The 25,148-nt window shown below is 72.1% G+C and carries 21 protein-coding genes; 13 read left to right on the top strand and 8 right to left on the bottom strand.

The features are described from left to right. Positions 1 to 207: 207 nt before the first annotated feature. Genes DP939_RS38835 through DP939_RS38820 form a run of 5 tightly spaced genes read left to right on the top strand, consistent with a single transcriptional unit; the run spans position 208 to position 6,893 of the window. A complete protein-coding gene (locus tag DP939_RS38835; protein WP_199565697.1) occupies positions 208 to 3,240 on the top strand; it encodes a non-ribosomal peptide synthetase in 3,033 nt (1,010 codons plus the stop codon). 3 nt (positions 3,241 to 3,243) lie between these two features. After that, positions 3,244 to 3,411, top strand: coding sequence for an MbtH family protein (locus DP939_RS47305; RefSeq protein ID WP_199565696.1), 168 nt, complete (start codon positions 3,244 to 3,246; stop codon positions 3,409 to 3,411). Between the two features lies 1 nt (position 3,412). Then, positions 3,413 to 3,697 carry an acyl carrier protein gene (locus DP939_RS38830; RefSeq protein ID WP_225878751.1) on the top strand — a complete coding sequence of 95 codons (285 nt, stop codon included), beginning with the start codon at positions 3,413 to 3,415 and terminating at the stop codon, positions 3,695 to 3,697. Next, on the top strand, positions 3,694 to 5,001 hold the full coding sequence (locus tag DP939_RS38825) for a condensation domain-containing protein (RefSeq protein ID WP_113985842.1): 1,308 nt from the start codon (positions 3,694 to 3,696) through the stop codon (positions 4,999 to 5,001). The genes DP939_RS38830 and DP939_RS38825 overlap by 4 nt, the downstream gene beginning before the upstream one ends. Further along, positions 4,998 to 6,893, top strand: coding sequence for a N,N-dimethylformamidase beta subunit family domain-containing protein (locus DP939_RS38820; RefSeq protein WP_199565695.1), 1,896 nt, complete (start codon positions 4,998 to 5,000; stop codon positions 6,891 to 6,893). Before DP939_RS38825 ends, DP939_RS38820 begins: the two co-directional genes overlap by 4 nt. Before the next feature lie 7 nt (positions 6,894 to 6,900). On the opposite strand, the gene DP939_RS38815 is transcribed toward DP939_RS38820, so the two are convergent. Beyond that, positions 6,901 to 8,076, bottom strand: a complete 1,176-nt coding sequence (locus DP939_RS38815; RefSeq protein ID WP_113985841.1) for an ROK family transcriptional regulator — start codon at positions 8,074 to 8,076, stop codon at positions 6,901 to 6,903. 221 nt (positions 8,077 to 8,297) lie between these two features. Between DP939_RS38815 and DP939_RS38810 the strand changes: the two genes are divergently transcribed. From DP939_RS38810 to DP939_RS38790, 5 genes are all read left to right on the top strand, one after another. Next, a complete protein-coding gene (locus tag DP939_RS38810) occupies positions 8,298 to 9,641 on the top strand; it encodes an extracellular solute-binding protein (RefSeq protein WP_113985840.1) in 1,344 nt (447 codons plus the stop codon). 95 nt (positions 9,642 to 9,736) lie between these two features. Continuing rightward, a complete protein-coding gene (locus tag DP939_RS38805; RefSeq protein ID WP_225878750.1) occupies positions 9,737 to 10,666 on the top strand; it encodes a carbohydrate ABC transporter permease in 930 nt (309 codons plus the stop codon). Continuing rightward, the gene (locus DP939_RS38800) at positions 10,663 to 11,514 is read left to right on the top strand and encodes a carbohydrate ABC transporter permease (RefSeq protein ID WP_113985838.1); all 852 of its coding nucleotides are present in this window, start codon (positions 10,663 to 10,665) and stop codon (positions 11,512 to 11,514) included. Before DP939_RS38805 ends, DP939_RS38800 begins: the two co-directional genes overlap by 4 nt. Positions 11,515 to 11,625: 111 nt before the next feature. Continuing rightward, the gene (locus tag DP939_RS38795) at positions 11,626 to 13,119 is read left to right on the top strand and encodes a glycoside hydrolase family 3 protein (protein WP_113985837.1); all 1,494 of its coding nucleotides are present in this window, start codon (positions 11,626 to 11,628) and stop codon (positions 13,117 to 13,119) included. Between the two features lie 131 nt (positions 13,120 to 13,250). After that, positions 13,251 to 14,768: a glycoside hydrolase family 3 protein gene (locus DP939_RS38790; protein ID WP_113985836.1), complete on the top strand. Its 1,518-nt coding sequence runs from the start codon at positions 13,251 to 13,253 to the stop codon at positions 14,766 to 14,768. A 22-nt stretch (positions 14,769 to 14,790) separates the two neighbouring features. On the opposite strand, the gene DP939_RS38785 is transcribed toward DP939_RS38790, so the two are convergent. Further along, the gene (locus DP939_RS38785; RefSeq protein WP_113985835.1) at positions 14,791 to 15,969 is read right to left on the bottom strand and encodes an ROK family transcriptional regulator; all 1,179 of its coding nucleotides are present in this window, start codon (positions 15,967 to 15,969) and stop codon (positions 14,791 to 14,793) included. Positions 15,970 to 16,267: 298 nt separating this feature from the next. On the opposite strand from DP939_RS38785, the gene DP939_RS38780 reads away from it, so the two are divergent. Continuing rightward, a complete protein-coding gene (locus tag DP939_RS38780) occupies positions 16,268 to 16,717 on the top strand; it encodes an RrF2 family transcriptional regulator (RefSeq protein ID WP_113985834.1) in 450 nt (149 codons plus the stop codon). Positions 16,718 to 16,743: 26 nt separating this feature from the next. Continuing rightward, positions 16,744 to 17,547 carry a DNA-formamidopyrimidine glycosylase family protein gene (locus DP939_RS38775; RefSeq protein WP_113985833.1) on the top strand — a complete coding sequence of 268 codons (804 nt, stop codon included), beginning with the start codon at positions 16,744 to 16,746 and terminating at the stop codon, positions 17,545 to 17,547. A gap of 16 nt (positions 17,548 to 17,563) precedes the next feature. Here DP939_RS38775 and DP939_RS38770 read toward each other — a convergent pair whose 3' ends face one another. The 5 genes from DP939_RS38770 to DP939_RS38750 all read right to left on the bottom strand — a co-directional run bounded on the left by DP939_RS38770 (position 17,564) and on the right by DP939_RS38750 (position 23,791). Beyond that, a complete protein-coding gene (locus tag DP939_RS38770; RefSeq protein WP_113985832.1) occupies positions 17,564 to 17,920 on the bottom strand; it encodes a helix-turn-helix domain-containing protein in 357 nt (118 codons plus the stop codon). Between the two features lie 351 nt (positions 17,921 to 18,271). Then, complete coding sequence (gene pgsA, locus DP939_RS38765; protein ID WP_113985831.1) at positions 18,272 to 18,865, bottom strand: CDP-diacylglycerol--glycerol-3-phosphate 3-phosphatidyltransferase; 594 nt, start codon at positions 18,863 to 18,865, stop codon at positions 18,272 to 18,274. After that, positions 18,862 to 20,274, bottom strand: coding sequence for a 30S ribosomal protein S12 methylthiotransferase RimO (rimO, locus tag DP939_RS38760; protein ID WP_113985830.1), 1,413 nt, complete (start codon positions 20,272 to 20,274; stop codon positions 18,862 to 18,864). The genes pgsA and rimO overlap by 4 nt, the downstream gene beginning before the upstream one ends. 116 nt (positions 20,275 to 20,390) lie before the next feature. Next, positions 20,391 to 21,137 (bottom strand): helix-turn-helix domain-containing protein, encoded by a 747-nt coding sequence (locus DP939_RS38755; RefSeq protein WP_158578935.1) that lies wholly within the window; start codon positions 21,135 to 21,137, stop codon positions 20,391 to 20,393. A 74-nt stretch (positions 21,138 to 21,211) separates the two neighbouring features. Beyond that, positions 21,212 to 23,791 carry an FtsK/SpoIIIE family DNA translocase gene (locus DP939_RS38750; RefSeq protein ID WP_113985900.1) on the bottom strand — a complete coding sequence of 860 codons (2,580 nt, stop codon included), beginning with the start codon at positions 23,789 to 23,791 and terminating at the stop codon, positions 21,212 to 21,214. 187 nt (positions 23,792 to 23,978) lie between these two features. Between DP939_RS38750 and DP939_RS38745 the strand changes: the two genes are divergently transcribed. Then, positions 23,979 to 24,896, top strand: a complete 918-nt coding sequence (locus DP939_RS38745) for a sugar kinase (protein WP_199565694.1) — start codon at positions 23,979 to 23,981, stop codon at positions 24,894 to 24,896. A gap of 36 nt (positions 24,897 to 24,932) precedes the next feature. Here DP939_RS38745 and DP939_RS46515 read toward each other — a convergent pair. Continuing rightward, positions 24,933 to 25,148, bottom strand: a 216-nt coding sequence (locus tag DP939_RS46515; RefSeq protein WP_199565154.1) for a hypothetical protein, incomplete at its 5' end; no start/stop codon positions are given.

Genomic DNA, 25,148 nt, shown 5'->3' with positions numbered 1-25,148 from the left:
GCGAAGCGGAATAGTAAGGTTTCTTTCTGGAAAGAAACCTTTCCTTTTCGGCGAGGCCGACAGTTTTACATGGGCTTTGGAGAGCCGCAACCCCTTGTGAGACAGGGCTTGCGACATCCGCGAGGCCCGTGGAACACTGGGCCCACCCGGAAACAGTTAAGAATCTTTCCGGAAAGAATCCTTCCGAAACAGCGTGGGAGACGGTACGTGACTAACGGCCCGCTGTCGTTCGGCCAGGAGAGACTGTGGTTCCTGCACCGCCTCGACCCGCAGGACCCCTCCTACACGACGCACTACGCCTACCGGCTGCGTGGCGGGCTCGACACCACCCGGCTCCAGGCCGCGTTCACCGAGGTCGCGGCCCGGCATGAGCCGCTGCGCACCCACTATCCCGAGGCCGAGGACGGCCGTCCGGCGGCGGTCGTCGAGCCGCCGGGTCCCGTGGAGATCGAGCGGGTTGACGCGGACGGCGTACGCGCCGCGCTGGCCATCGTCGCCGACCGCACCAACACCGCGTTCGACCTGGCCGCGCGGCCACCGCTGCGGCTCACGCTGATCCGCCTCGCCGACGACGACCACGTGCTGTGCGTGGTGCTGCACCACATCAACGCCGACGGCTGGTCGATCAACGTGCTGCGCCGCGAGGTGGCCGAGCTGTACGCCGGCGGCACGCTGGAGACGCTGCCGCTGCGCTACGCCGACCACGTACGGGCCGAGCGCGAACAGGACGCCGACGTCTCCTGGTGGGCCGAACGGCTGGCCGGAACACCGCCGCTGGACCTGCCCGCCGACCGCCCCCGGCCCGCCGTCCGGACGCCCTCGGGCGGAGAGGTGATCTTCGAGATCCCGCCCGGCCTGGCCGCCGCCGTCAACCGGCTGGCCAGGCGGGAGCGCTGCACGCCGTACATGGTGCTGCTGGCCGCCTACCAGGTGCTGCTGGCCCGCCACAGCGGGCAGGACGACTTCTGCGTCGGCACCCCGGCGGCCGGACGGGACCGCCCCGAGGTAGAGAACCTGATCGGGATGTTCTCCACCACCCTCGCGCTGCGCGCCGACCTGTCGGGCGACCCGGTGTTCGCCGAGCTGCTGGCCAGGACACGGAGAGGCGTCCTGGCCGCGCTCGCGCACCGAGAGGTGCCCTTTGAACGACTGGTCGGCGCGCTCGGCCTGGACCGCGACCTGAGCAGGACGCCGCTGTTCCAGACCATGTTCGCGGTCCACACCCACGGCGACACCGGCGAGCCGCTGCCCGGCCTGACCGCCGCACCGGTCCCGCACGGGTGGCACCCGGCCAGGTTCGACCTGTCGATGGACCTCTACCCCCGCGACGACGGGGCCCTGACCGGCCACGCCATCTTCAGCGCCGACCTGTTCGACCACGGCACCGTCGAGCGGATGACCGCCCGCTACCTGGTGCTGCTCGAAGCCGTCGCGGAAGACCCGCGGCGGCCGGTCTCCGCGCTCCCGCTGCTCCCCCGCGCCGAGCGCGACCTGCTGCTCGGCGCGTGCAACGACACCGCGGCCGACCTGCCGCCGGTCACCATCGTCGGGCTGCTGCTGAACCACGCCGCCGCCACGCCGGACGCCGTGGCCGTCGTCCACGACGGCGGCGAACTGACCTACGCCGAACTCGCCGCGCGGGCGGCGGGCCTGGCCGCCCGGCTGGCCAAGGACGGCATCGGCCGCGGCGACCTGGTGGCGATCACCACGGGACGCGGGCCGGAGACGCCGGTCGCGCTGCTCGGCGTGGCCATGAGCGGGGCGGCGTACCTGCCGGTCGATCCGGACTATCCGGCGGCCCGCGTGGCGTACGTGCTGGAGGACGCGCAGGTCGCCCGGGTGCTCACCGACGAGGACGTACGCCGGCTCGCCGTACCGGGCACCGCCTGCGAGGCCCCCGGCGCCCGCCCCGAGGACCCCGCCTACGTGATCTACACCTCCGGCTCCACCGGGCGGCCCAAGGGCGTCGTCGTGCCGCACCGGGCGCTGACCAACTTCCTGCTCGCCATGCGGACGCTGCTGGACGGCGGCCCCGGCGACACCTGGCTCGCGCTGACCTCGCTGTCCTTCGACATCTCCGCGCTGGAACTGTTCCTGCCGCTGGTCACCGGCGGCCGGGTGGTCATGACCGGCGGGATCGACGCCCGCGACGGCGACGCCGTGGCCGCGCTGGTGGCCCGGCACGGCGTCACGCACGTCCAGGCCACGCCCTCCGGCTGGCGGATGCTGCCGGGCCTGCGCGTGGACACCGCCCTGGCCGGCGGCGAGCCGCTGCCGCCCGCGCTCGCCGCCGAGCTGCGGCCGAACGCGCGGCGGCTGTTCAACGTGTACGGCCCGACCGAGACCACGATCTGGTCCACCGCCTGGCAGGTACCCGAAGAGCCCGGCGAGGTCGCCATCGGCCGGCCGATCGCCAACACCACCTGTCACGTGGTGGACCGGCACGGGCGCCTGGCCCCCATCGGCGTCCCCGGCGAGCTGCTGATCGGCGGCGCGGGCGTGGCGGACGGCTACCTGCGCCGCCCCGGGCTGACCGCCGAGCGGTTCGTCCCCGACCCGTACGGCCCGCCGGGCGCGCGCCTGTACCGCACCGGCGACCTGGCCCGCCGCCGCGCCGACGGCACCCTGGACTGCCTCGGACGCACCGACCACCAGGTCAAGCTGCGCGGCCACCGGATCGAGCCCGGCGAGATCGAGGCCGTGCTGGACGCGCACACGGGTGTGCGGCAGTCGGTCGTGGTGGTCCGGGAGGAGACGCTGGTGGCGTTCGTGGTCGGCGACGCCCCGGTGGCGGAGCTGCGGGCGCACGCGGCGGCCACGCTGCCGCCGTACATGGTGCCGGGCGCGTTCGTGCAGGCCGAGGCGCTGCCGCTGACCCCGAACGGCAAGGTGGACCGCGCCGCGCTGCCCGGCGACGCGCAGCCGGTACGCGAGGCCACCGCCTACGTGCCGCCGCGCACCGACGCCGAAGAGCTGGTCGCCGACGTCTACGCCGAGGTCCTCGGCCTGGAGAAGGTCGGCGCGCACGACGACTTCTTCGCGCTCGGCGGCCACTCGCTGCTGGCCACGCGGGTGATCGCGGGCATCCGGGCGCTGACCGAGGTGGAGGTGCCGATCCGCACGATCTTCGCCGCGGGCGCCGTCGCGGACCTCGCCCGGGCCGTCACGGACCTGCTGACGGCCGAGATCGACCGACTGACCGACGAGGAGGCCGCGCGCCTCGCGAGGGAGCGGGACTGAGCGATGACCTATCTGGTGGTGGTCAACCACGAGAAGCAGTACTCGATCTGGCCCGCCGACCGGGAGCCCCCCGCCGGGTGGGACCCCACCGGCGTCACCGGCGACCGGCAGGCGTGCCTGGAGCACATCGAGCTGACCTGGACCGACATGCGACCACACAGGGAGCCATGACGTGAGCACAGTGGGGGGGCACGCCCCGGCGGGCGCCGTGCGCGAGACGAAGGAACGGCTGGCCGGGCTGGTGGCCGCGGCCAGCGACGGCGAGGTCTCCGCGGCGGAGGCGCTGGCCGCCGACCTGCCGCTATCGGCCCTCGGCTTCACCTCGCTGGCGCAGATGCGGCTGATCGACGCCATCGAGCGCGAGTTCGGCGTGGACGTGGACTTCTCCGACGAGTCGCTGGCCGCGCTGGAGGACCTGGACCTGCTCGCCGCCTACATCACCGGGCGGGCGCGGTGACCGGCGAGCCGCTCACTTGGGGGCAGCGGGCGATCTGGGCCGCGATCGAGCGGACCGCACCGGACGACCGCTACTTCAACTTCGGCCGGGTGCTCGCCGTGCCCCGGTCCGTCCAGCCGCTGAGCGTGGCGGACGTCCGCCGGGCCGTCGGCCTGCTGACCGACCGCCATGAGGCGCTGCGCACCACCATCGGCCCCGGCCCGGCGCAGATCATCGGCGAGGCCGCCGAGCCGGTCGTGGGGATCGTCCACGCGGCGCGCGGCGAGGAGGCGGCCGTGGCCGCCGAGTTGCGGGCCCGGATGGAGTCCGCGGCCTTCGACTACCGCGAAGAGCGCCCGCTGCGTACCGGCGTGGTCATCTGCGACGGCACGGTCAGCCACGTCGTGCTGGTCTTCTGCCACATGGCCGCCGACGGCCTCGGGGCCGAGGTCGCGCTGCGCGACCTGCGGTTGCTGCTGCTGCGCGGGGAGGCAGGCGGCCCGCCGCCCTCCCAGCCGGCCGCACTGGCCCGCTGGCAGAACTCGGCGGAGGGGCTGCGCCTCGCGCGGGCCGCCGACGAGTACTGGGAGCGGGAGTTCTCCCGCATCCCCGTCTCCATGTTCCCGACACAGGTCGCCGATCCGTCCGGGCCGCCGATCTGGCGGGCGCTGCTGACCTCCCGGGCCGCCGCCATGGCCGCGCAGCGGCTCGCCGTACTGCACGGCGCGACGACCGGAGCGGTACTGCTGGCGGCGAGCGCGGCCATGGTCGGCCGGATCACCGGCCAGGGGCTGTGCGCGATGCTGCCGATCGTGGGCAACCGGTTCCGCGCCGACACCAGGAACGCGGTGACCACGCTGTCCCAGGAGGGCCTGTTCGTCTGCGACGTCACCGCCGAGCGGTTCGAGGACCTGCTGCGTGTGGCCAGGCCCGCCGCGCTGCGCGCCTACCGACACGCCTACCACGACCCGGCGGGCCGGGCGGCGGCGACCGCGCGGGCGAGTGACGCCAGGGGCGCGGAGATTCAGCCGTACTGCTGCTTCAACGACATGCGCTTCGCCGAGCACCCGCCGCGCGCCTGGGAGGCCGCAGAGATCGACGCGGCGCTCGGTTCCTCCACGCTCACCTGGCCGATCAGCCAGGAGCGGCTGAACTGCCGGTTCTGTGTGCACATCACCGGCGAGGGCGCGAACCTGGGCATCTCGGTGACCGCCGACACCCGCTACCTGCCCAAGGCCGGGATGGAGTCCTGGCTGCGCGGGCTGGAGGACCTGCTGGTGGAGGCGGCCGTCCGGGCCGCGGCGCGGGAGGTCCACGCCGGATGACGGTGACCGCGTACGCCGCGGCCACGTCCTGTGCGCACGGCGAACCGCTGCTCTTCCACGTCCAGGCCGAGCCGTCCGACCTGCCGGTGCGGGTCAGCGTCGCCGACGCGACCGATGACCGGCGGGTGCTGTCGGCGCGGGTGGACGGCCCCGAATGGACCCTCACGGTCCCCGCGGACTGGCCGAGTTCGCTGTACCGGGCCCGCTTCCTGGCCCCCGGGCAGGCCGACGCCGACCTGCCGTGGCCCAGGGAGCAGCAACTGCCCGGCACGGCGGTCTCGCCGCCCAACGAGGTCTACTTCGTGGTGCGACCGGCGGTGCCGCGCTCCCCTGTGCTGCTGTCGGTGCCGTTCACCACCTGGCAGGCGTACAACCGGGCGGGCGAGCCGGGCCAGAGCATCTACTGGACCGAGGAGCCGACCCGGGCCTCCCGGGTCACCTTCGACCGGCCGGGCGGCGGGCCGCCGCCCGAACGCTGGGAGGAGGGCATGCTGCGCTGGCTGCGCCCGGCGGGCTACACCGTGGACCTCTGCTCCAACCTGGACCTGCACGACGGGCTGGACCTGCTGAGCGGCTACCGGCTGCTGATCGTCAGCGGGCACGACGAGTACTGGTCGGCGAGCATGCGGGACGCGGCCGAGGAGTTCGTCCGGCGCGGCGGCAACATCGCGATCTTCGCCGGCAACACCTGCTGGTGGCAGATCCGGCTGGAGGACGACCGGCGCACCATGGTGTGCCACCGCGACCCGATGACCGACCCCTCCCCCGACCCCCGGCTGGTCACCACCGAGTGGTCGGCCGCCCCGGTGAACCGCCCGGAGAACTCGCTGACCGGCGTCAGCTTCCGGCAGGGCGCCGGGGCCTGGGGGCCGTACATGCCGCTGATCCTCAAGGAGTCCTACACGGTCAGGTTCGCCGACCACTGGGCGTTCGAGGGGACCGGGCTGGCCGACGGCGACCCGTTCGGGCAGGGCACGCTCGGCTACGAGACCGACGCCGCGGAGTACACCGAGGTCATGGGCGTGCCCCGGGTGACCGCCAGGGACGGCACGCCGTCCTCGTTCGTGGTGCTGGCCACGGCGGACCTGCGGCACTGGAGCGCGTACGGCCAGGGCGGCGCGGCCACCATGGGCGTGTTCACCAGCGGGCGCGGCACGGTCTTCAACGCCGCCACGATCAACTGGGGCAACGCGCTGGACGACCCCGTGGTGGACCGGATCACCCGCAACGTGATCGACCGGCTGTCGGCTCCGCCCGGCCCCGCCGAGTGGGAGGTCATCGGCCCGGCGGCCGACATGGTGGCGGTGGCCGGATACGCCCGGTCGCTGTTCGGGGTGGGCGCGGGCGGCATCCTGCACGTGCGCGAGCTGTGCGGGCAGAACCTGCCGTGGCGGCCGATCGCCGACGCGGGCGGGGTGCGCTGCCTGGACGTGCCCCGCGAGGCCGCGGCCGGGCTGGGCATCGGCCTGTACGGCGTGACGCCGAGCGGGGTGCTGCGCCACCGGCCGCTGCCTGCGGGTTCCGGCGGCTGGACCGACGTGTGCCGCGCCCCGGCCGGCACCATCGCCCTGGCCATCGCCGACGGCCGTTTCTACGCGGCGACCACGGCGGGGCGGCTGCACTGCCTGGCGTTCGCCGACGTGCCGGGCGCCGCCTGGGCGGACATCGGCCCCTCGGCGGACGCGGTCGCGCTCAGCGGCATGACCGGCCGCCTGTACGCGATGGACGCGGGCGGCGCGATCCACACCCGCCTGCCGCCCGGCGGCGACGAGGACGAGTGGCGCACGCTGTCCCGCGGCGATTCGTGCGTGGTGCCCGCCACGTTCACCGCGCACGCGGGACGCCTGGTCACGGCGGGGCCGGCCGTGCCGCTGCGGTGGCGGGCGGTCTGAGGCCGCCTCAGGCGTCCACCGTGCTGGTGAAGACCTCCTCGCGGGCGCGCTCCAGCGCCGCGAGGAGCGCGCCGCGCAGTACCGGGTCGCCCTCGACCTCGGTCACCCTGACCTGGGGGCGGCTCGGGCAGATGCGCGCCACGGCCTCCTCGACCCGGGCCGCGAGGGCCTTGCCGCCCGACCTGCCCACGTCCCCGGTCAGCACGACCAGGCCGGGGTCGAGCACCACGGTCACCGCGGCGACGCCGATCGCCAGCCGTCCGGCGATCTCCTCGATGAAGTCGCCGTTGGCGCCGCTCGGATCGGCCACGGCGGCGGCGACCTGCTCGCTGATGGACTCTCCGGTCAGGCCGTTGGCGGCGGCCAGGCCCGCGATGGCCTCCCCGCCCACCAGGCGCTGGAAGGACCCGGACTGAGGCTCGCCGACATCGACCGGCAGCGGCTCGCCGGGCACCGGCAGCCAGCCGATCTCGCCCGCGCCGCCGCTGCTGCCACGGTGCAGCCGCCCGCCGAACATCACGCCGAGGCCCTGGCCGATGCCGGCCCAGACCAGTACGAAGTCCGACAGACCGCGAGCGGCCCCGTGCTCACGCTCCGCAATCACCGCGAGGTTGACGTCGTTCTCGATGACCACGGGCCGGCGCAGGCTCGCGCTCAGCGCGGCCAGCACGCCCTCGTGCCAGGACGGCAGGTCGAAGGAGAACCGCACGTCTCCGGTGTGCGGATCGACCACGCCCCTGGTTCCTATCACACAGGCGCGCAGTTGGGCCATGGACACCCGCGCGGTCTGGCAGACCCGCTGCAGGGCGTTGTGCACGATCCTGACCGGGTCGCCGTGGCCGTTGGGATCGACCGCGATCTGGGCGATCAGTTCGCCGGTGATGTCGGCGACACCTGCGGTTACGCGGTCGGGGAGGACCACCAGGCCGGCCACGTACGCGCTGGAGGGCACCACGCCGTACAGGGCCGCGTTGGGGCCGCGGCCGCCCGCCTGTTCGCCGACCGGAGCCACCAATCCGCGCCCCTCCAGGCGCGCGAGAAGCTGTCCGGCCGTAACCTTGGAAAGTCCGGTTCGCTCACCCAGTTCGGCGCGGGTGAGCGGGCCGTCGGAGAGCAGGAGCTCCAGTGCGGCGCGGTCGTTCAACTGGCGCAGCAACCGAGGTGTTCCCGGGCGTCGGGACAAGGATCGGCCCCCCTCTCGTCACGATACGCTAACGAGCGTTTTTTTTAAGAAACTTTCTTGTTAGTTTAGCGAGAGTCACCCCGCAGGCAAGTGATCCCGCCTCGGGATGTCACAGCGCCGACCGTCCGAGGTCGCCATCGACCTGGTGCGGGGTGGTCTGCCAGGGCCCGCACCCCCGAACGCGCGACCCCCGACGCGAAGCCGGGAAGGGAGAAACCCAAGTGAGAATCTCAAAGATCACGGTTGCGACCGCGACGTCCGCCGTGCTTGCTCTGAGTGTCGCCGCCTGTAGCAGCGGCAGCGGCGGTACCCAGGCGGAGAAGACGCCGTCCGAGGCCGCCTCCTCCGCGTCCGGGCCGCAGTTCGCGGGCAAGACGCTGAAGGTTTGGCGCCTCGGGGCGCCCAACGAGGTCTTCGAGAAGTACATGAACGACCTCAACGGCAAGTTCGAGCAGCAGACCGGCGCCAAGGTCGAGCTGACCTGGGTGCCGTGGCCGGACTCCCAGAAGAAGTGGACGGCCGCGCTCGCCAGCGGCGAGGGCCCGGACGTCACCGAGTTCGGCAACGACCAGGTGTCCGCCTGGGTGGCCCAGGAGGCCCTCGCCGACATCACCGAGGTCGCCAAGAGCACCGCGGACTTCCAGCAGATCCCGCAGAACCTGTGGGGCTACGAGACGATCGACGGCAAGATCTACGCCGTGCCGTGGGGCGGCGGCACTCGCGCCGTTCTCTACCGCAAGGACTGGTTCAGCGAGCTGAAGATCGAGGAGCCCAAGACCTGGGACGAGCTGATCGCGGCCGCCAAGAAGATCCAGAAGGAGAAGGGCTCCGACGTCGACGGCCTCGCCTTCAACGGCGGTTCGGACGCCAACATGTCGCTCTCGCCGTTCGTGTGGTCGGCGGGTGGCGACTTCGCCGCCTTCGAGGGCGGCAAGTGGGTCGGCAAGCTGACCGACCCGGCCTTCAAGGAGGGCTTCCAGTTCTACACCGACCTGGTGGCCAAGGAGGGCGTGTCCGGTAAGTCCCGCCTGAACCTGAACTCGATCGAGATCGCGCAGCGCTTCGCCGCGGGCAAGGTCGGCATGTTCGTCACCGGCGGCTGGGACATCGCCTCCATCGAGGAGCAGAGCAAGGGCAAGATCAAGGCCGACCAGATGGCCTTCTTCTCCATCCCCAACAAGGAGGGCACCGGCCCGGCTCCGGCGTTCCAGGGCGGCAACGACATCGCCGTCTGGAAGGACACCGAGAACCCCGAGCTCGCCGCGGAGTACGTCAAGCTCGCCGCGGGCCAGGAGTTCGGCGGCCGGTACGCCAAGGAGAACGGCCTGCTCCCCCTCTACCCCGACGCCCTCGCCGAGTACGCCAACGACCCGGCGCAGAAGGCGTTCGCGGAGACCTTCAAGGTCGCCAAGGGCTTCCCCGCCGACCCGCAGTGGGCCGAGGCCAATGACACCAAGGCCGTGCTGCAGAACGCGGCGCGCGCGGTGATCAAGGGGGAGAAGGACGTCGACGCGGCCCTCACCGCCGCCAACAAGGAACTCGAAGAGATCCTGAACCAGCAGTAACCATGGCGCACACACGATCCATCGCCCGGGGCGGAGGAGAACCCTCCGCCCCGTCGCGGGGCCCCAGAAGAAGGCCACCGCGCAGGACCAGCGGCATGTCGCCGAAGCTGGTCCCCTACGCGCTTTTGATACCCGGCCTCGTGGTCATCGCGGCGCTGTTGCTCTACCCCCTGTTCCAGATGATCGTCATGTCCTTCCAGAAGGTGGGACTGAAGCAGATCAGGCCGAAGAACCCGGTCCCCGCGGAGTGGAACGACTTCGAGAACTACACCACGGTTCTCCAGTCGGACCTGTTCTGGACCTCCCTGCGCAACACCGTGGTCTTCGCGGTGGTGACGGGGGCGCTCACCCTGGTGGTCGGCACGCTGGTGGGGCTGCTGCTCAACCGGCTCGGCCGGGTCATGTCCACGATCGTGGTGGTGGGCATCATGGCCGCCTGGGCGGTGCCGCCCACCTCGCAGGCGATCATCTGGAAGTGGCTGTTCGACGCCGACTCCGGGATCATCAACTGGGCGCTCAACCTGCTGCCCGACTGGCTCTCATCGCTGCTCTTCGGCCGCGCCGACTGGTCCGGCCAGCCGTGGCTGAACGAGCCGCTGACCATCTACATGGTGCTGGTCGTGGCGGTGCTGTGGGCGTCGTTCCCGTTCGTGGCGGTCTCCGTGCTCGCCGGGCTGAAGAGCATCCCGTCGGAGCTGTACGAAGCGGCCAGGGTGGACGGCTCGACCGGGATCAAGACGTTCGGGAAGATCACCTTCCCGTTGCTGAAGCCGGTCTTCTCCGTTCTGATCGTCCTTCAGATCATCTGGGACTTCAAGGTCTTCACCCAGCTCTTCCTGATCGCCGGTGGCACCAACATGCCGCGTGAGGCGTTCAACCTGTCGCTGTGGAGCTACATCGAGGCGTTCAGCCCGCCTCCGGACATGGGCCTCGGCGCGGCCATCGCGGTGGTGCTCACCGTGGTGCTGTTGCTGATCACGTTCGTCTACGTCCGGCAGATCGTCAAAGCGGAGGACGTCCGATGACGCCACTCGCGCGCAAGCGCCTTGCCAAGTACGGTCTCAACGCCGGCGCGATCGCGGTGTTCCTGTTCGCGGTCTTCCCCGTGTACTGGATGGTCGCGACCGCGTTCAAGCCGAACGACGAGATCTACACGACCGAGTTCGTGCCGATCCCGCTCTCCCCCACCCTGGACCACGTCGAGCGGGTGTTCACCAAGGGTGTCGCCGGGCACTCGATCTGGGCGTACCTGTTCAACAGCGCCATCGTCGCGGTCACCACCGTGCTGGTCGGGGCGGTCTTCGCGCTGCTGGCGGCGACCGCCGTGGCGCGGTTCAGGTTCAGGTTCCGCACGTCGTTCCTGGTGCTGCTGCTGATCGTGCAGATGGTGCCCGCCGAGGCGCTGCTCATCCCGCTGTTCCTGATGGTCCGCCGGCTGGGCATGTACGACCAGTTGATCGGCCTCATCGTGGTCAACATCGGGCTGACACTGCCATTCTCGGTGTGGATGCTGCGCACCTTCGTCGCCGCGGTCCCCAAGGATCTGGAGGAGGCGGCATGGATCGACGGGGCGACCCGATTCACCACCTTCTGGAAGGTGCTGTTCCCGCTCGTCGCCCCCGGCCTGGTCGCGACCAGCATCTTCTCGTTCATCACGGCGTGGAACGAGTTCGTCTTCGCGCTGACACTGATCAACGAGTCCGGCAACTACACGATGCCGAGGGCGCTGCAGTTCTTCATCGGCCAGCGCTCCACCGACTGGGGCGGGATCATGGCCGCGTCCACGCTGATGACCATCCCGGTCCTCGTGTTCTTCCTCCTGGTGCAGCGGCGAATGGTCTCCGGCCTCGTCGCGGGCGCCGTCAAGGGCTGATCCCCTCTCCCTTCCCACCGGTCTCTGACGGCTCGCGGCCCACAAGGCGCGAGCCGCCATGCCGGCCTGCCGTACCGTCCGTCACTCCGAACCATCCGTAGGAGCCGAGCCATGCCCGAAAACTCCGCGAGCCGCCCGACCGGGCCGATCGACCGGGAGCTGTACCGCCTGGCCGCCGGCACCCTGCTCGTCGCCTTCCAGGGCACCACCGTCCCCGAGTGGGTGCTGACCGAGGCCGAGCGCGGCCTCGGCGGCGTCACCCTGTTCGGCTTCAACGTGGCCGACGCGACGCAGCTCGCGGCGCTGACCGGCCGCCTGCGTGAAGCCGGTGACCTGGTGATCTCCCTGGACGAGGAAGGCGGCGACGTCACCCGGCTCGCCTACCACACCGGAAGCCCCTACCCGGGCAACGCCGCACTGGGCGCGGTGGACGACGTGGGGCTCACCCGCGAGGTCTACCACGCGATCGCCGGTGAACTGGCCCTGTGCGGCATCAACCTGAACATGGCGCCGGACGCCGACGTGAACACCGCCGACGACAACCCCGTGATCGGCACCCGCGCCTTCGGCAACGACCCCACGCTGGTGGCCAGGCACACCGTGGCCGCCGTCGAGGGGCTGCAGGCGGCCGGAGTCGCCGCCTGCGTCAAGCACTTCCCCGGGCACGGCGCCACCCTGCAGGACTCCCACCTGGAGATCCCGCTGGTGGACGCCGGACTCGACGTGCTTCGCGCGCGTGAGCTGGTGCCGTTCCGGGCGGCGATCGAGGCGGGGGCCAGGTCCGTGATGACCGCCCACGTCCGGGTGCCCGTACTGACCGGCGACGCGCCCGCCACGCTGTCCTCCGCCGCGCTGACCGGCCTGCTCCGCGAGGAGCTGGGCTTCGGCGGCGTGATCGTCTCCGACGCGCTGGACATGCGGGCGATCACCGACGCCTACGGCCTGGCCGGTGGCGCGGCGATGTCCCTGGCCGCCGGCGCCGACCTGCTCTGCCTCGGCCCGCTGCCGACCTATGACGACGTCCGCGCGGTCATCGCGGGCATCGCCGAGGCCGCCCAGGAGGGCCGCCTGCCGGTCGAGCGGCTGGCGGAGTCGGCCGCGCGCGTGGCCGCGCTGCACGCGTGGTTCGCCGAGCCCCGGTCCGCGGCGCCCGGCGGGCAGGTCGTCGGCCTGGCCGCGGCCCGGCGCGCGCTCAGCTTCACCGGAACGCCGCAGGCGCCGGTCGATCCGCTGGTCGTGGAGCTGGAGACGCCGCCGACCATCGCGGTGGGCGAGGTGCCGTGGGGGTTCGCGCCCTGGCTGCGGGCCGCCGAGGTCGTCCGGGTCACCCCTGGCGAGGACGGGCCGGAATCCCTCCTGGAACGCGCCAAAGACCGCTCACTGGTGATCGTGACCAAGGACGCCCACCGGCACGAGTCGAGCCGGGCCCTGATGGCGGCGCTGGTGGCGGCCCGCCCGGACGCCGCCGTCGTGGAGATGGGGCTGCCCGTCTGGCGTCCCGGCAGCGCGGTCTACATCGCGACGTACGGGGCCGCGCGGCCCAACGCCCAGGCCGCTGCCGAGCTCCTCTTCCCGGGCCTCGTCAAGGCCGCGACGACATCCTGACACATGCCTTGACAAGGGCCTCGGCAGATATTTGTTAGTAAAGTTTCTTGTTTAATAGGGGAGTCGATGCTAAACAGGTGATGCGGCCGGAACATGGCCGCCGCCCCTCGCGTCACGGAGACGGAGACACGATGACCATCGAGACCGCCCGAGACGTCGCGAGCGCCGACCTGGCACGACTCGCCGACTGTGTACTGCAACCAGGGTTCATCGGCACCACCCCACCCGACTGGATCCGGCGCCGCCTGGGCTTAGGGCTCGGCGGCGTCACGCTTTTCGCCCGGAACATCACCGGTCCGGACCAGCTTGCCAGACTCACCGCGGCCCTGCGAGCGGAAAACCCCGAGATCGTCATCGCCACCGACGAGGAGGCCGGTGACGTCACCCGGCTGGAGGTGGCGGCGGGCAGCTCGCGGCCCGGCAGCCTGGCGCTCGGCGCGGTGGACGACCCCGGCCTCACCGAGGCGGTGGCGCGCGACGTCGGCGGCGCGCTCGCCCGAGCGGGCATCACGCTCAACTACGCCCCCGTGGCCGACGTCAACTACGCCGACAACCCGGTCGTCGGCACGCGGGCCTTCGGCGGCGACCCGTGGCTGGTCGCCCGGCACACCCGCGCATGGGTCACCGGCCTCCAGGAGGCGGGGGTGGCCGCCTGCGCCAAGCACTTCCCGGGGCACGGCGGTACGACCGTCGACTCCCACGACGACCTGCCCGCGGTCACCGCCTCGGCCGGTGAGCTGGCCAGGGTCGCGCTCTCGCCGTTCCGGACCGCCATCCGGGCGGGCGTGCGCTCGATCATGACCGGGCACCTGCTCGTCCCCGCGCTCGACCCGCACTGGCCCGCCACGATGAGCACGCGCATCCTCACCGACCTGCTCCGCGGCGAACTCGGCTTCGAGGGCCTGATCGTCACCGACGGCATCGAGATGCCCTCCCTGTCGCTGCGCTACGGCCTCGGCATGACCGCCGTGCGGGCGCTGGCCGCGGGCGCCGACGTCATCTGCGTGGGCGGTGAGAACACCTCCCCCGGGCTGGTGGACATGCTGCGCAACGCGATCGTGGGCGCGGTGCGCGAGGGCACGCTGCCCGAGGAGCGGCTGGCCGAGGCCGCCGCCCGGGTGCGGGCGCTGGCCGCCTGGGCCGCCGTGCCGCGTCAGGGCTGCGGAGGCGCGGAGCCGGGCATCGGGGTCGCCGCGGCGCGCAGGGCCGTGCGGGTGACCTCCAAGGAGCACGCGGGGCCGCTCCCGCTGGCCGTACCGCCGCACGTCATCGAACTGAACTCGGTCACCAGCCTGGCGGTGGACCGCAGCACCGGCTGGGGGGTCGCCGGGCCGCTCGCGGCGCTCATGCCGGGCACCACGGCGGTCCGCCTGGACCCGGGGCAGGCCGGGCTGCTGGGCTTCGAGATCGCGTTCGCGCTGGGCCGGCCGCTGGTGGTCGCCTGCCGCGACGCCGCCAGGCACGGCTGGGTGGCCGCGGCCATCGAGACCGTGCTCTCCCACCGTCCGGACGCCGTGATCGTGGAGATGGGCCGGCCGGGCCCGTCCACGCCTGGCGCGCACCACATCGCGACCTTCGGGTCATCTCGGGCATGCGGCACCGCCGCGGCCGAAGTGCTGTCCGGCAGGACCGCCGGCCAGTCCGCGTAGGGCCCCGTCCGTGTAGGGCCCTCTAGGAAGAGAAGACCTCCTCGCGGGCACGCTCCAACGCCGCCAGGACGGCCCCGCGCAGCACCGGGTTACCGGTCTGCTCGCTCGGCACCACCTGGGGACGAATGGGGCAGATCCGCGCGACCGCCTCCTCCACGCGGGAGGACAGCGCCGTGCCGCCCGCACGGCTCACATCGCCGCCCAGGACCACCAGGCCGGGATCGAGCACCACGCACACCGAGGCGACCCCCAGCGCGAGCCTGGCGGCGATCTCGTCGAGCAGCGGCTCGCCCTCCGGCCCCGCCTTCACCGCCGCCGCCACGCACTCGGCCTGCCGGGAGCCGGTGAAGCCGTACGTCTCGGCCAGCTCGGTCACCGCCTCCACGCTGACCAGCGACTGCAGGCCGCCCGCCAGCGAGGGCAGCCGGCCGGGAATGGCCCGGACGTCCTCCGCCAGCGGCACCCCCGGCACCGGCAGGTAGCCGATCTCACCGGCGCTGCCCGAGCGGCCGCGGTGCAGCCGCCCGCCCAGCATGACGGCCAAGCCGAGCCCGCGGCCCACCCAGACGAGCACGAAGTCGTCGGCCTCGCGCGCCGCGCCGCCCGCGTACTCGGCGACCGCGGCGAGGTTGACGTCGTTCTCGATGACGACCTCGCGGCGCAGGTCGCGCGCCAGCGCCTCGTGGATGCCCTCGTGCCAGCCCGGAAGGTCGAAGGAGAACCGCACGTCGCCGCTGCGCGGGTCGACCACGCCCGGCGTGCCGATCACGACCCCGCGCAGCTTGGCCAGCGACACCTTCGCCGAACGGCACGCCTTGACCACACCGCTGTGCACCACGGCCACCGGATCCTCATGGCCGTCGGGCGTCACGGTCACCTCGGCCACGATGTCGCCGTGGATGTCGGCGACGGCCGTGGTGACGCTCTCCGGGCCGACGTCGAGCCCCGCGACGTACGCCGAGGAGGCGACCACCGCGTACAGGGCGGCGTTGGGACCTCGGCCCCCGGCCAGCTCGCCGACCACCTCGACCAGGCCGCGCTCCTCCAGCCGGGCCAGCGTCTGCGACGCGGTCACCTTGGAAAGGCCGGTCATCTCGCCGATCTGGCCCCGCGTGAGGGGACCAGAGGACAGCAGCAGCTCCAGGGCGGCCCGATCGTTGATCTCCCGCAGCAACCTGGGCACCCCAGGACGTCGCTCCATACCCATGCTCTCTGATCGCCGTGTTCCCGCCGCCTTCATCGAGCACAGATTAGCTGGCGGAGTCATTTAGTAAGGCTTCCTGTTAGTTGCACGCCCAGCGTAACGGACCCTCGTCCACGCTAGAACACACCTCGCCGGAGTGTCGATCAACTGCGCGGGGCGGATGCCCCGGCGTCCGGGATGGGCCATCCGCCACGGTCAGCGGTACGGCGGGCATCGAGGTCAGAGCCATGGTCACAATGGTCTTCCGGCGGGGCCTGCGCCCGACCACTGTTCTCCAGGCGGGATAATCGACAACATGCGCCTTTCCGCTCGTGTCGACTACGCCCTACGCGCCGCCGCCGAGCTCGCCGCCGCAGGTGCCGGCCCGACCACGGTGGGCGAGCTGGCCAAAGAGCAGGACATGCCACCCAAGTACTTGGAGAACATCCTGCTGCAGATGCGCCGTGCCGGGCTCGTACGTGGCCAGCGCGGCCCAGAGGGGGGCTACGTGCTGGCCCGCCCGGCCGCCGAGATCTCCCTCGCCGATGTCATCCGTGCCGTTGACGGCCCGCTGGCCAACGTCCGGGGCGAGCGCCCCGAGCACGTGGGCTACCGGGGCGCGGCCGAGTCCCTTCAGGAGGTGTGGATCGCGCTGCGCGCCAGCGAGCGGGCGATCCTGGAAGAGGTGACGCTGGCCAACGTCTGCTCGGGCACGCTGCCCGACCGCGTGCGCAAGCTGGCCGCAGACCCCGCGGCCTGGGACTGACCAGGCCCGCGGGAGGGGCGTGAGCCGTGCCGGAGGGCGACGCCGTCTACCGCACCGCCGTACGCCTGCGCGCGGCGCTGGACGGCCGCGTGCTGACCCGCAGTGACTTCCGGGTTCCCAAGCACGCCACGGCCGATCTGACCGGCCGTACGGTCATCGAGACGGTCTCCAGGGGCAAACATCTGCTGACCCGCGTGGACGGCGGGCTGACCGTGCACACCCACCTGCGGATGGACGGCTCCTGGCGGGTGCTGCCCGCGGGCGGCCGCCTCCCGCCGGGCGACGTCGTGCGCCTGGTGCTCGGCAACGCCGAGCAGGTCGCCGTGGGGATCCGGCTGGGCATGGTGGACCTGCTGCCCACCGCGCGTGAGGACGACGTGGTCGGGCATCTGGGGCCCGATCTGCTGGGCCCCGACTGGGACGCGGCGCTCGCCGCGGCCCGGCTCGCCGCCTGGGCGGGCACGCACGACGAGGGCACGATCGGCGAGGCCCTGCTCGACCAGCGCAACCTCGCGGGGATCGGCACGATCTACCGGGCCGAGACGCTGTTCCTGGCCGGGATCTCACCCTGGCGTCCGGTCGCGCGGGTGGGCGACCTGGAACACCTGGCGGACCTCGCGCACCGGCTGCTCATGGCCGGTCGGCGGCGCGCCGCGACGGTCACGACAGGTGATCCGCGACCGGGCCGGGGCACCTGGGTCTACGGCCGCGGCGGGCGGCCGTGCCGACGCTGCGGCACGCGGGTGGGCGTGACCCACCTGGGCGGCGCGCCCGCGACGCGCTCGCCAGAGCGGCTGGTCTACTGGTGTCCCGCCTGCCAGCCGCGGTAGCCGGTGAACGCGGCCCTCAGGCCGCGACCATGTCCTTGACCTCGGGGAAGACGGTGCCGGAGATGCCGCTCCCGACACCCTCGCCGATGGACAGGCGCTCGTGCTCGGGCACGTCGGCCATGACGGGGGCGGCCTGCAGTTCGGCGAGCGCGAACTGGTCGGAGACCTCGCGCAGCACCTGGGACAGGGGAACCCCGAGCGCGCCGCAGATGGACGCGAGCAGCTCGGAGGACGCCTCCTTCTGACCGCGCTCGACCTCCGAGAGGTAGCCGAGCGAGACGCGCGCCAGCGTAGAGACCTCTCGCAAGGTGCGACCCTGCCGCACCCGAAGTCGCCGCAGCACGTCACCGAGCAGTTGTCGCAGCAGGACCATCTGTCGTTCCCTCCCCGGTGCGGGTGCCTTCACACCACTTCGCGCGATCGGTTCGTGCCGCCCATCTCTGTGACCCTCGTACATGCTCCTCGCCGTCATCACCGTTCCCGTGGGCCCGCCGGCCGGGCTCCCGCTGTAGTCGCTTTTCGCCGATGGCTTACGGACCTCACTCACAGCTCCACCGTACCCGCATCCACCGACGTGGCGGCAGACCGTAAGGAGCATGTTCGCTGGTGACGTAACACGGTAATCACCGGGAATGTTCCCTCATGTTCGCCTCGCGCTCATCTATCAGCAGATCAACCGCTTTCTCCGCTGTCTGTACCCGAATCTCGTTCAAGTGATCCATGTTCACCCGCCACGGGCCTTACGGGCCACCTGCTGCAGGCGCACCGCGCGCACGACGTAGTCGATTCCTGTGACGAGCGTCACCACCAGCGCCGCCGCCATCAAGATCCAGCGCAGCGGGTCGTAGACGCCGGGCCAGATGTACAGGCCGATCGCGACGACCTGGAGCACGGTCTTCACCTTGCCGCCATAGCTCGCCGGGATCACGCCGTGCCTGATCACCGCGAACCGCAGCAGCGTGACCCCCAGCTCCCTGGCCACGATGGCCCCGGTGACCCACCAGGGCAGCTCGCCCAGCAGGGACAGGCTGAACAGCGCCGCGCCGATCAGCGCCTTGTCGGCGATCGGGTCGGCGATCTTGCCGAAGTCGGTGACCAGGCCGTAGCGCCTGGCCAGCTCGCCGTCCAGCCGGTCGGTCAGCGAGGCGATCACGAACAGCACGAGCGCCGCCACCCGCCAGCCGGTGCCCGGCAGGAACAGGCAGGCGACGAAGAAAGGGACGAGCACCAGACGGACGACCGTCAGAACGTTGGCGACGTTCCACGGGCTCACGCGGCGGCCTTTGGCCGGCGTCGTCGCGTCCGGCGTCTCGGTCATGGACCGGCCTTGATCCGGGCGATGAGATCGACTCCCTCGGCGTCCACCACCACGGCGCGGACGATCTCGCCGGGCCGCAGGCCGATGCCCTGGACCGTCACCGACCCGTCCACCTCCGGGCCCTGGTGCGCGGCACGGCCCTCGTAGCCGCCGTCGCCGAGGTCGGCCTCGATCAGCACGTCGACCTCGGTGCCGATGCGCTCCTCGGCCCGCTGCGCGGTCAGCTCCTCGGCCAGCTCGGTGAGGGCCGCCACGCGGGCGTCCACGACCTCCTGGTCGAGCTTGCCGGGCAGCCCGGCGGCCTCGGTGCCCTCCTCGTCGGAGTAGCCGAACACGCCCGTCACGTCGAGCCTGGCCTCTTGCAGGAAGCCGGTCAGCTCGGCGAACTCCTCCTCGGTCTCGCCGGGGAAGCCGACGATGAAGTTGGAGCGCACCCCGGCCTCGGGGGCCTCGGCGCGGATACGGTCCAGCAGCTCAAGGAAGCGCTGCGGATCGCCGAAGCGCCGCATCCGGCGCAGCACGGTGCCGCTGGCGTGCTGGAAGGACAGGTCGAAGTAGGGGGCCACGCCCTCGGTGGCGGCGATCACGCTGAGCAGCCCCGGGCGCAGCTCGGCGGGCTGCAGGTAGCTCACTCGCACCCGCTCGACGCCCTCGACCGCGGCCAGCTCGGGCAGCAGCTTCTCCAGCGCGCGCAGGTCGCCGAGATCCTTGCCGTAGGACGTGGAGTTCTCGCTGACCAGCACCAGCTCCTTGACGCCGTGCTGGGCCAGCCAGGCGGCCTCGGCGAGCAGCTCGTCGGGGCGGCGGGAGACGTAGGCGCCGCGGAAGGCGGGGATGGCGCAGAAGGTGCAGCGCCGGTCGCAGCCGGAGGCCAGTTTGAGCGCGGCCACCGGGCCGTCGTCCATGCGTTTGCGCAGCACCCGGGGGCCGCTGGCCGGGGCGATGCCCGGGGGCAGCTCACCGTGGCCGGGGATGGCGTGCGCGGGCGCGGCGGCGGCGCGCTGGACCGGGGAGATGGGCAGCAGGGTGCGGCGGTCGCGCGGGCTGTGCGCGCGCAGCGGGCGGCCCGCGACGACGTCGTCGAGGCGGGCGCCGATCTCGGTGTAGTCGTCGAAGGACAGCACCGCGGACGCTTCGGGCAGGGCGTCGGCGAGCTGCTCGCCGTACCGCTCGGCCATACAGCCCGCGGCCACCACCTTGGTGCCCGCGTCGGCGGCGGCGAGGATCGTGTCGATCGAGTCCTTCTTCGCCGACTCGATGAAGCCGCAGGTGTTGACGACGATCACGTCAGGATCGTCGTCGCCGAGGCTCCAACCGGCAGCCTCAAGTCGCGCGGCGAGCTCCTCGGAGTCGACCTCGTTGCGCGCGCAGCCCAGTGTGATCAGCGATGCGGTTCGGCGGGATGACATGGTGACACTACGGTATCGGCAGTTGCCCCCTACCTGAGCCCCGCCCCGGCCAGGTTGTGCCCGATATGGCGGATAGACCGGAAGATAACGGCAAGTGTCCGCGCGGCAACCGTGGCTCAGCGGGGTTTGTAGGTACGGGTGACCGTTTCCCCGAGCGGGCCGGGAACCCCGAGGTCCCTGCCGTTGACCCGCACGGTCACCGCCCCGGCGTTGCCGATCTCCAGGCTGACCTCAGACCTGGCACGCCAGGTGGCGGTCGCGCCGCGCTTCAGCCGCCCGGAGAACAGCGTGCGGTCCTTGCCGTCACGGGCGGTGACCCGGGTGGTCTTGCTCGCCTTGACCTCCACCACGACCATGTCGCCCGGCCGGACGGGCGCGGCGGCGGCCGCGTTGCGCGGCGGCACCGCGGGCGGCGGGGCGCTGGGTTTGGGCGGCGCCGGGCGTACGTCTGCCACGTTGACGTCGCCCGCGCCGCCCATCAGCCGCACCACGCCGAACACGATCGCGATGCCGAGCGCGATGGCCAGGGCCATGCTCCAGTTGAGCGAACGCCGCTCGCGCAGCCTGATCCGCCGATCCGCCTGGAAGACCGCGGAGGCGCGCACCGGAGCCGGTGTGCCGCCCGCCGCCTCGTCGTACGCCCGCACCATGGCCTCCGGATCGAGGCCCACCGCCTTGGCGATGTTGCGCACGTGCCCGCGCCCGTAGAAGTCGCCCCCGCACGGGGAGAAGTCATCGCGTTCCAGGGCGTGGATGAGCGACTCGCGGATCCGTGTCCGCGCGCTCACCTGCCCCACCGTCAACCCCGCGGACCGCCGCGCACGCGCCAGTACCGATCCGATGCTCTCGCTACGCCCATCCATACGAACGCCTCCCCCTGACGTTGCGTAGTAAGTCATATTCAATCAGCAGCGGCTCGCGTACCGTGCATCGGGGGTCACTCTCCGCGCAGGATCGCCAGCAGCCCTGGCAGATCGTCCGGTTTGACCAGCACTTCGCGGGCCTTGGACCCCTCGCTCGGGCCGACGACCTCGCGGCTCTCCAGCAGGTCCATCAGCCGCCCCGCCTTGGCGAAGCCCACCCGCAGCTTGCGCTGGAGCATCGAGGTCGAGCCGAACTGCGTGGTCACCACCAGCTCGGCGGCCTGGATCAGCAGGTCGAGGTCGTCGCCGATGTCCTCGTCGATCTCCCGCTTGGCACTGGCCGCGACGGCCACGTCGTCGCGGTACTCGGCCTGCATCTGGCCCTTGCAGTGCCCGACGACCTCGTTGATCTCCTTCTCCGAGATGAACGCGTTCTGGAGCCGCATCGGCTTGCTCGCGCCCATCGGCAGGAACAGCGCGTCGCCCTGCCCCACCAGCTTCTCGGCGCCCGGCTGGTCCAGGATGACCCGCGAGTCCGACAGCGAGGAGGTGGCGAAGGCCAGCCGGGAGGGCACGTTGGCCTTGATCAGGCCGGTGACGACGTCGACGCTCGGGCGCTGGGTGGCGATCACCAGGTGGATGCCCGCCGCGCGGGCGAGCTGGGTGATGCGGACGATGGAGTCTTCGACGTCGCGGGGGGCGACCATCATCAGGTCGGACAGCTCGTCGATGATCACCAGCAGGTAGGGGTAGGGCTGGTAGACCCGCTCGCTGCCGGGCGGTGGGACCAGCTTGCCCGCCCGCACCGCCTTGTTGAACTCGTCGACGTGCCGGAAGCCGCTGGCGGCCAGGTCGTCGTAGCGGCGGTCCATCTCGCCGACGACCCACTCCAGCGCCTCTGCGGCCTTCTTGGGGTTGGTGATGATCGGCGTGATCAGGTGCGGGATGCCCTCGTACACGCTCAGCTCGACCCGCTTGGGGTCGACCAGCACCATGCGGACCTCGTCCGGGGTGGCGCGCATCAGGATCGAGGAGATCAGGCCGTTGACGCAGACGGACTTGCCCGCGCCGGTCGCGCCCGCGATCAGCAGGTGCGGCATCTTGGCGAGGTTGGCCACGATCGTGCGGCCCTCGACGTCCTTGCCCAGGCCGACGATCATCGGGTGGTGGTCGGCCTGCGCGACCGAGGAGCGCAGCACGTCGCCGAGCGAGACCAGGTCCTTGTCGGTGTTCGGGATCTCCACCCCGATCGCCGACTTACCCGGAATGGGGGACAAGATCCGGACATCGGCGGACTTGACGGCGTACGCGATGTTCTTCGTGAGCGCGGTGACCTTCTCCACCTTCACCGCGGGGCCCAGCTCGATCTCGTACCGGGTCACCGTCGGCCCCCGGGTGAAGCCGATCACCTGCGCGTCGATGGAGAACTGTTCGAGCACGCTGGTCAGCGCGTTGACCACGACCGTGTTGGCCTTGGTCTGCGGCTTGGGCGCGGTGCCCGATCGCAGCGAGGCGAGGTCGGGCAGGGCGTAGGGACCGGCCTGCGGCGACAGCACGAGCTGTTCGACCTTGCGCGGCGCGGGCGTCGGGACGGGCGGCTCCGGGGGCTCCGGCGGCGCGGACGGCTCGGGCCGGGCGGGCTCGGCGGCCTCCGGCTCGTCCATCAGGCCCGGCACGATCTCCGGCGAGTGGTCCTCGCGCCGCTCGCCGCCGTCCTTGACGATCGGCGTGTCGTAGGGCTTGTCGTGCTCGCCCGGCTCCTCGCCCGCGCCCTTGGCCCGGCCCTTGGACCTGCCCGCCGTCTTCGGCGCGCGCTTGCGCTCGCCGGCGGCCTTGCCCTCGCCCTCCTTGTGGAACAGCATGTGGCGGATCTCCGCGAGCCGTTCCGGCACCCGGTGCACCGGGGTTGCGGTGATCACCAGCACTCCGAACCCGGACAGGAGGAGCAGCAGCGGGATCGTGATGAACGACGGCAGGATGCTGTCCGGCGGGGCGGAGACGATGAAGCCGATCATCCCGCCCGCGGCGGAGACCTTCTCCATGGTGTCGTTGTCGCCGCCGGCCGGATAGGGCGTGTCGTTGACCACGTGGACCACGCCGAGCACGCCGATGACCAGGGCGGCCCACCCGATCACCATCCGGCCGGTGTCGGCGTTCTGGTCGGGGTGGCGCAGGAACCGCCAGGCGAGCAGGGCGAGCATGATGGGCACCGCCCAGGCCAGCGAGCCGAACACGCCCCGCAGGACGGCGTTCACCAGCTCCGAGGCGGCCCCCTGGGTCTCCCGCCAGGTCATCGCGGCCAGCGTGATGGCCCCGGCGAGCACGGCCAGGCCGAGGCCGTCGCGGCGGTGCGCGGGGTCGAGGTCGCGCGCGGTGTGGCCGAGCGCGCGGGCCGCGCTGCCCACGCCGTGCGCGAACAGCAGCCACACACCGGCGAACAGCCTGCCGATCATCCCGAAGACCCAGCTGATCGGGTCTTGGTGCAGCGCGCCCTGACCTTGGGCGGCCCTGGTCCGCCCGGTGGCGCCCCGCTTGGCGGGCGTCGTGCGGGCCCCGGATCTCTGCCCTGTTCTCGACGGGGTCGAGCGCTTCGCGGTCCCCTTCTGGTTCTGGGGTCCTCCCCGCTGGGCGCCCTTGGACGTACGGGTGGCCATGATGAACAAGTTACGCGGGAGGCACGCCGGATTCGGCTAGGCGCGCCGTACCGGCGAGCCTCCAGGGGATCGGAGAGATCGGGCACGGAGGGACGTACGGCATAATCTCGTGGCGCCCCGTTGTGTGACAAACGACCATATTTCGCTACATGATGTCGCTACTCGAAGCGGGCGAAGGAGCCGGACCGTGGACGTGGTGGTGCTGGGCGAGCCGCTGGTGGAGTTCTCCTCCGAGCGGCCGCTGAACGACGCGGAACTGTTCCGCCTGTCCTTCTCCGGCGACGCGCTCAACGCGTCCGTCGCCGCGGCGGCCCAGGGCGCGCGGGTCGCGCTGGTCACCCGGGTGGGCGACGACGAGTTCGGGGAGCGCCTGATCAGGTTCGCCGCCGGGCGCGGGGTGGACACCGGCTGGATGATCCGGGGCGGCGGACCCACCGGGGCGTACGCGGTCGGCGCGGACCCCTCCGGCGAGCGGGCCTTCAGCTACCTGCGCCAGGGCAGCGCGGCCACCCGGCTGAGCCCGGCGGACGTGGACCGCTCCCCTGTCGCCTCGGCCAAGGTGGTGCTGCTCAGCGGCATCGCCGCGGCCATCTCCGAGTCGTGCGCCCAGGCCGTGCGGCACGCCGCCCGCCTCGCCTCGGGCAGGGTCGTCTACGACCCCAACTTCCGCGCCCGGCTGACCACCCCCGCCCAGGCCGCCCAGGTGCTGCGCGACATCGCCCCGCACACCGCGCTGGTCAAGATCTCCAGCCCCGGCGACAGCACCGCCCTGCTCGGCGTCGCCGACCCGGAGAAGACCGCCCGCGCGTGCCTGGACCTCGGCGCGCCCGCCGTGGCGGTGACCATGGGCGAGGACGGGGTGCTGCTCGCCGGGCGCGAGGCCGCGCCGGTGCTCGTGCCCGCCCGCACCGCACCCACCATCGTGGACCAGACCGGCGCGGGCGACAATTTCGCCGGCGCGCTGGCCGCCTGGCTCGCGCGGGGCGAGAGCCTGCCCGCCGCCGTCGCGGCCGGTACCGCCGCCGCGGCGGTCAGTCTGGCCGGGCAGGGCGGCACCGGCAGGGTCGCCACGCCCGAGGACGTCGAGCGGCTGCTCGCCGGTTGACCCCCGCTAGCCCCGTTTTCCGCACGTGAGTGATCTTCAGCGGAGGTCTCGTGGATCGATGTCGAGGAGGTCCAGGAGATCGAGTTGGAGATCGGTGGGGTGCGGGATGATCGGGGGTGATTGGCCGGTGCCCGGGATCAGCCGGATACCGGCCAGCGCGTCGAGGATGAGCTTGCCGGTGGGCACGGCGGGCCGTCCGGCGTACAAGCCGTCCATCTTGGCCTGGCCGCGAGCCGCCAGGGCGTGGCGGAC

Origin of the sequence: Spongiactinospora rosea, from assembly GCF_003315795.1 — a bacterium.
Taxonomy (GTDB): Bacteria; Actinomycetota; Actinomycetes; order Streptosporangiales; family Streptosporangiaceae; genus Spongiactinospora; species Spongiactinospora rosea.
This window is presented reverse-complemented; position numbering and strand designations above follow the sequence as displayed.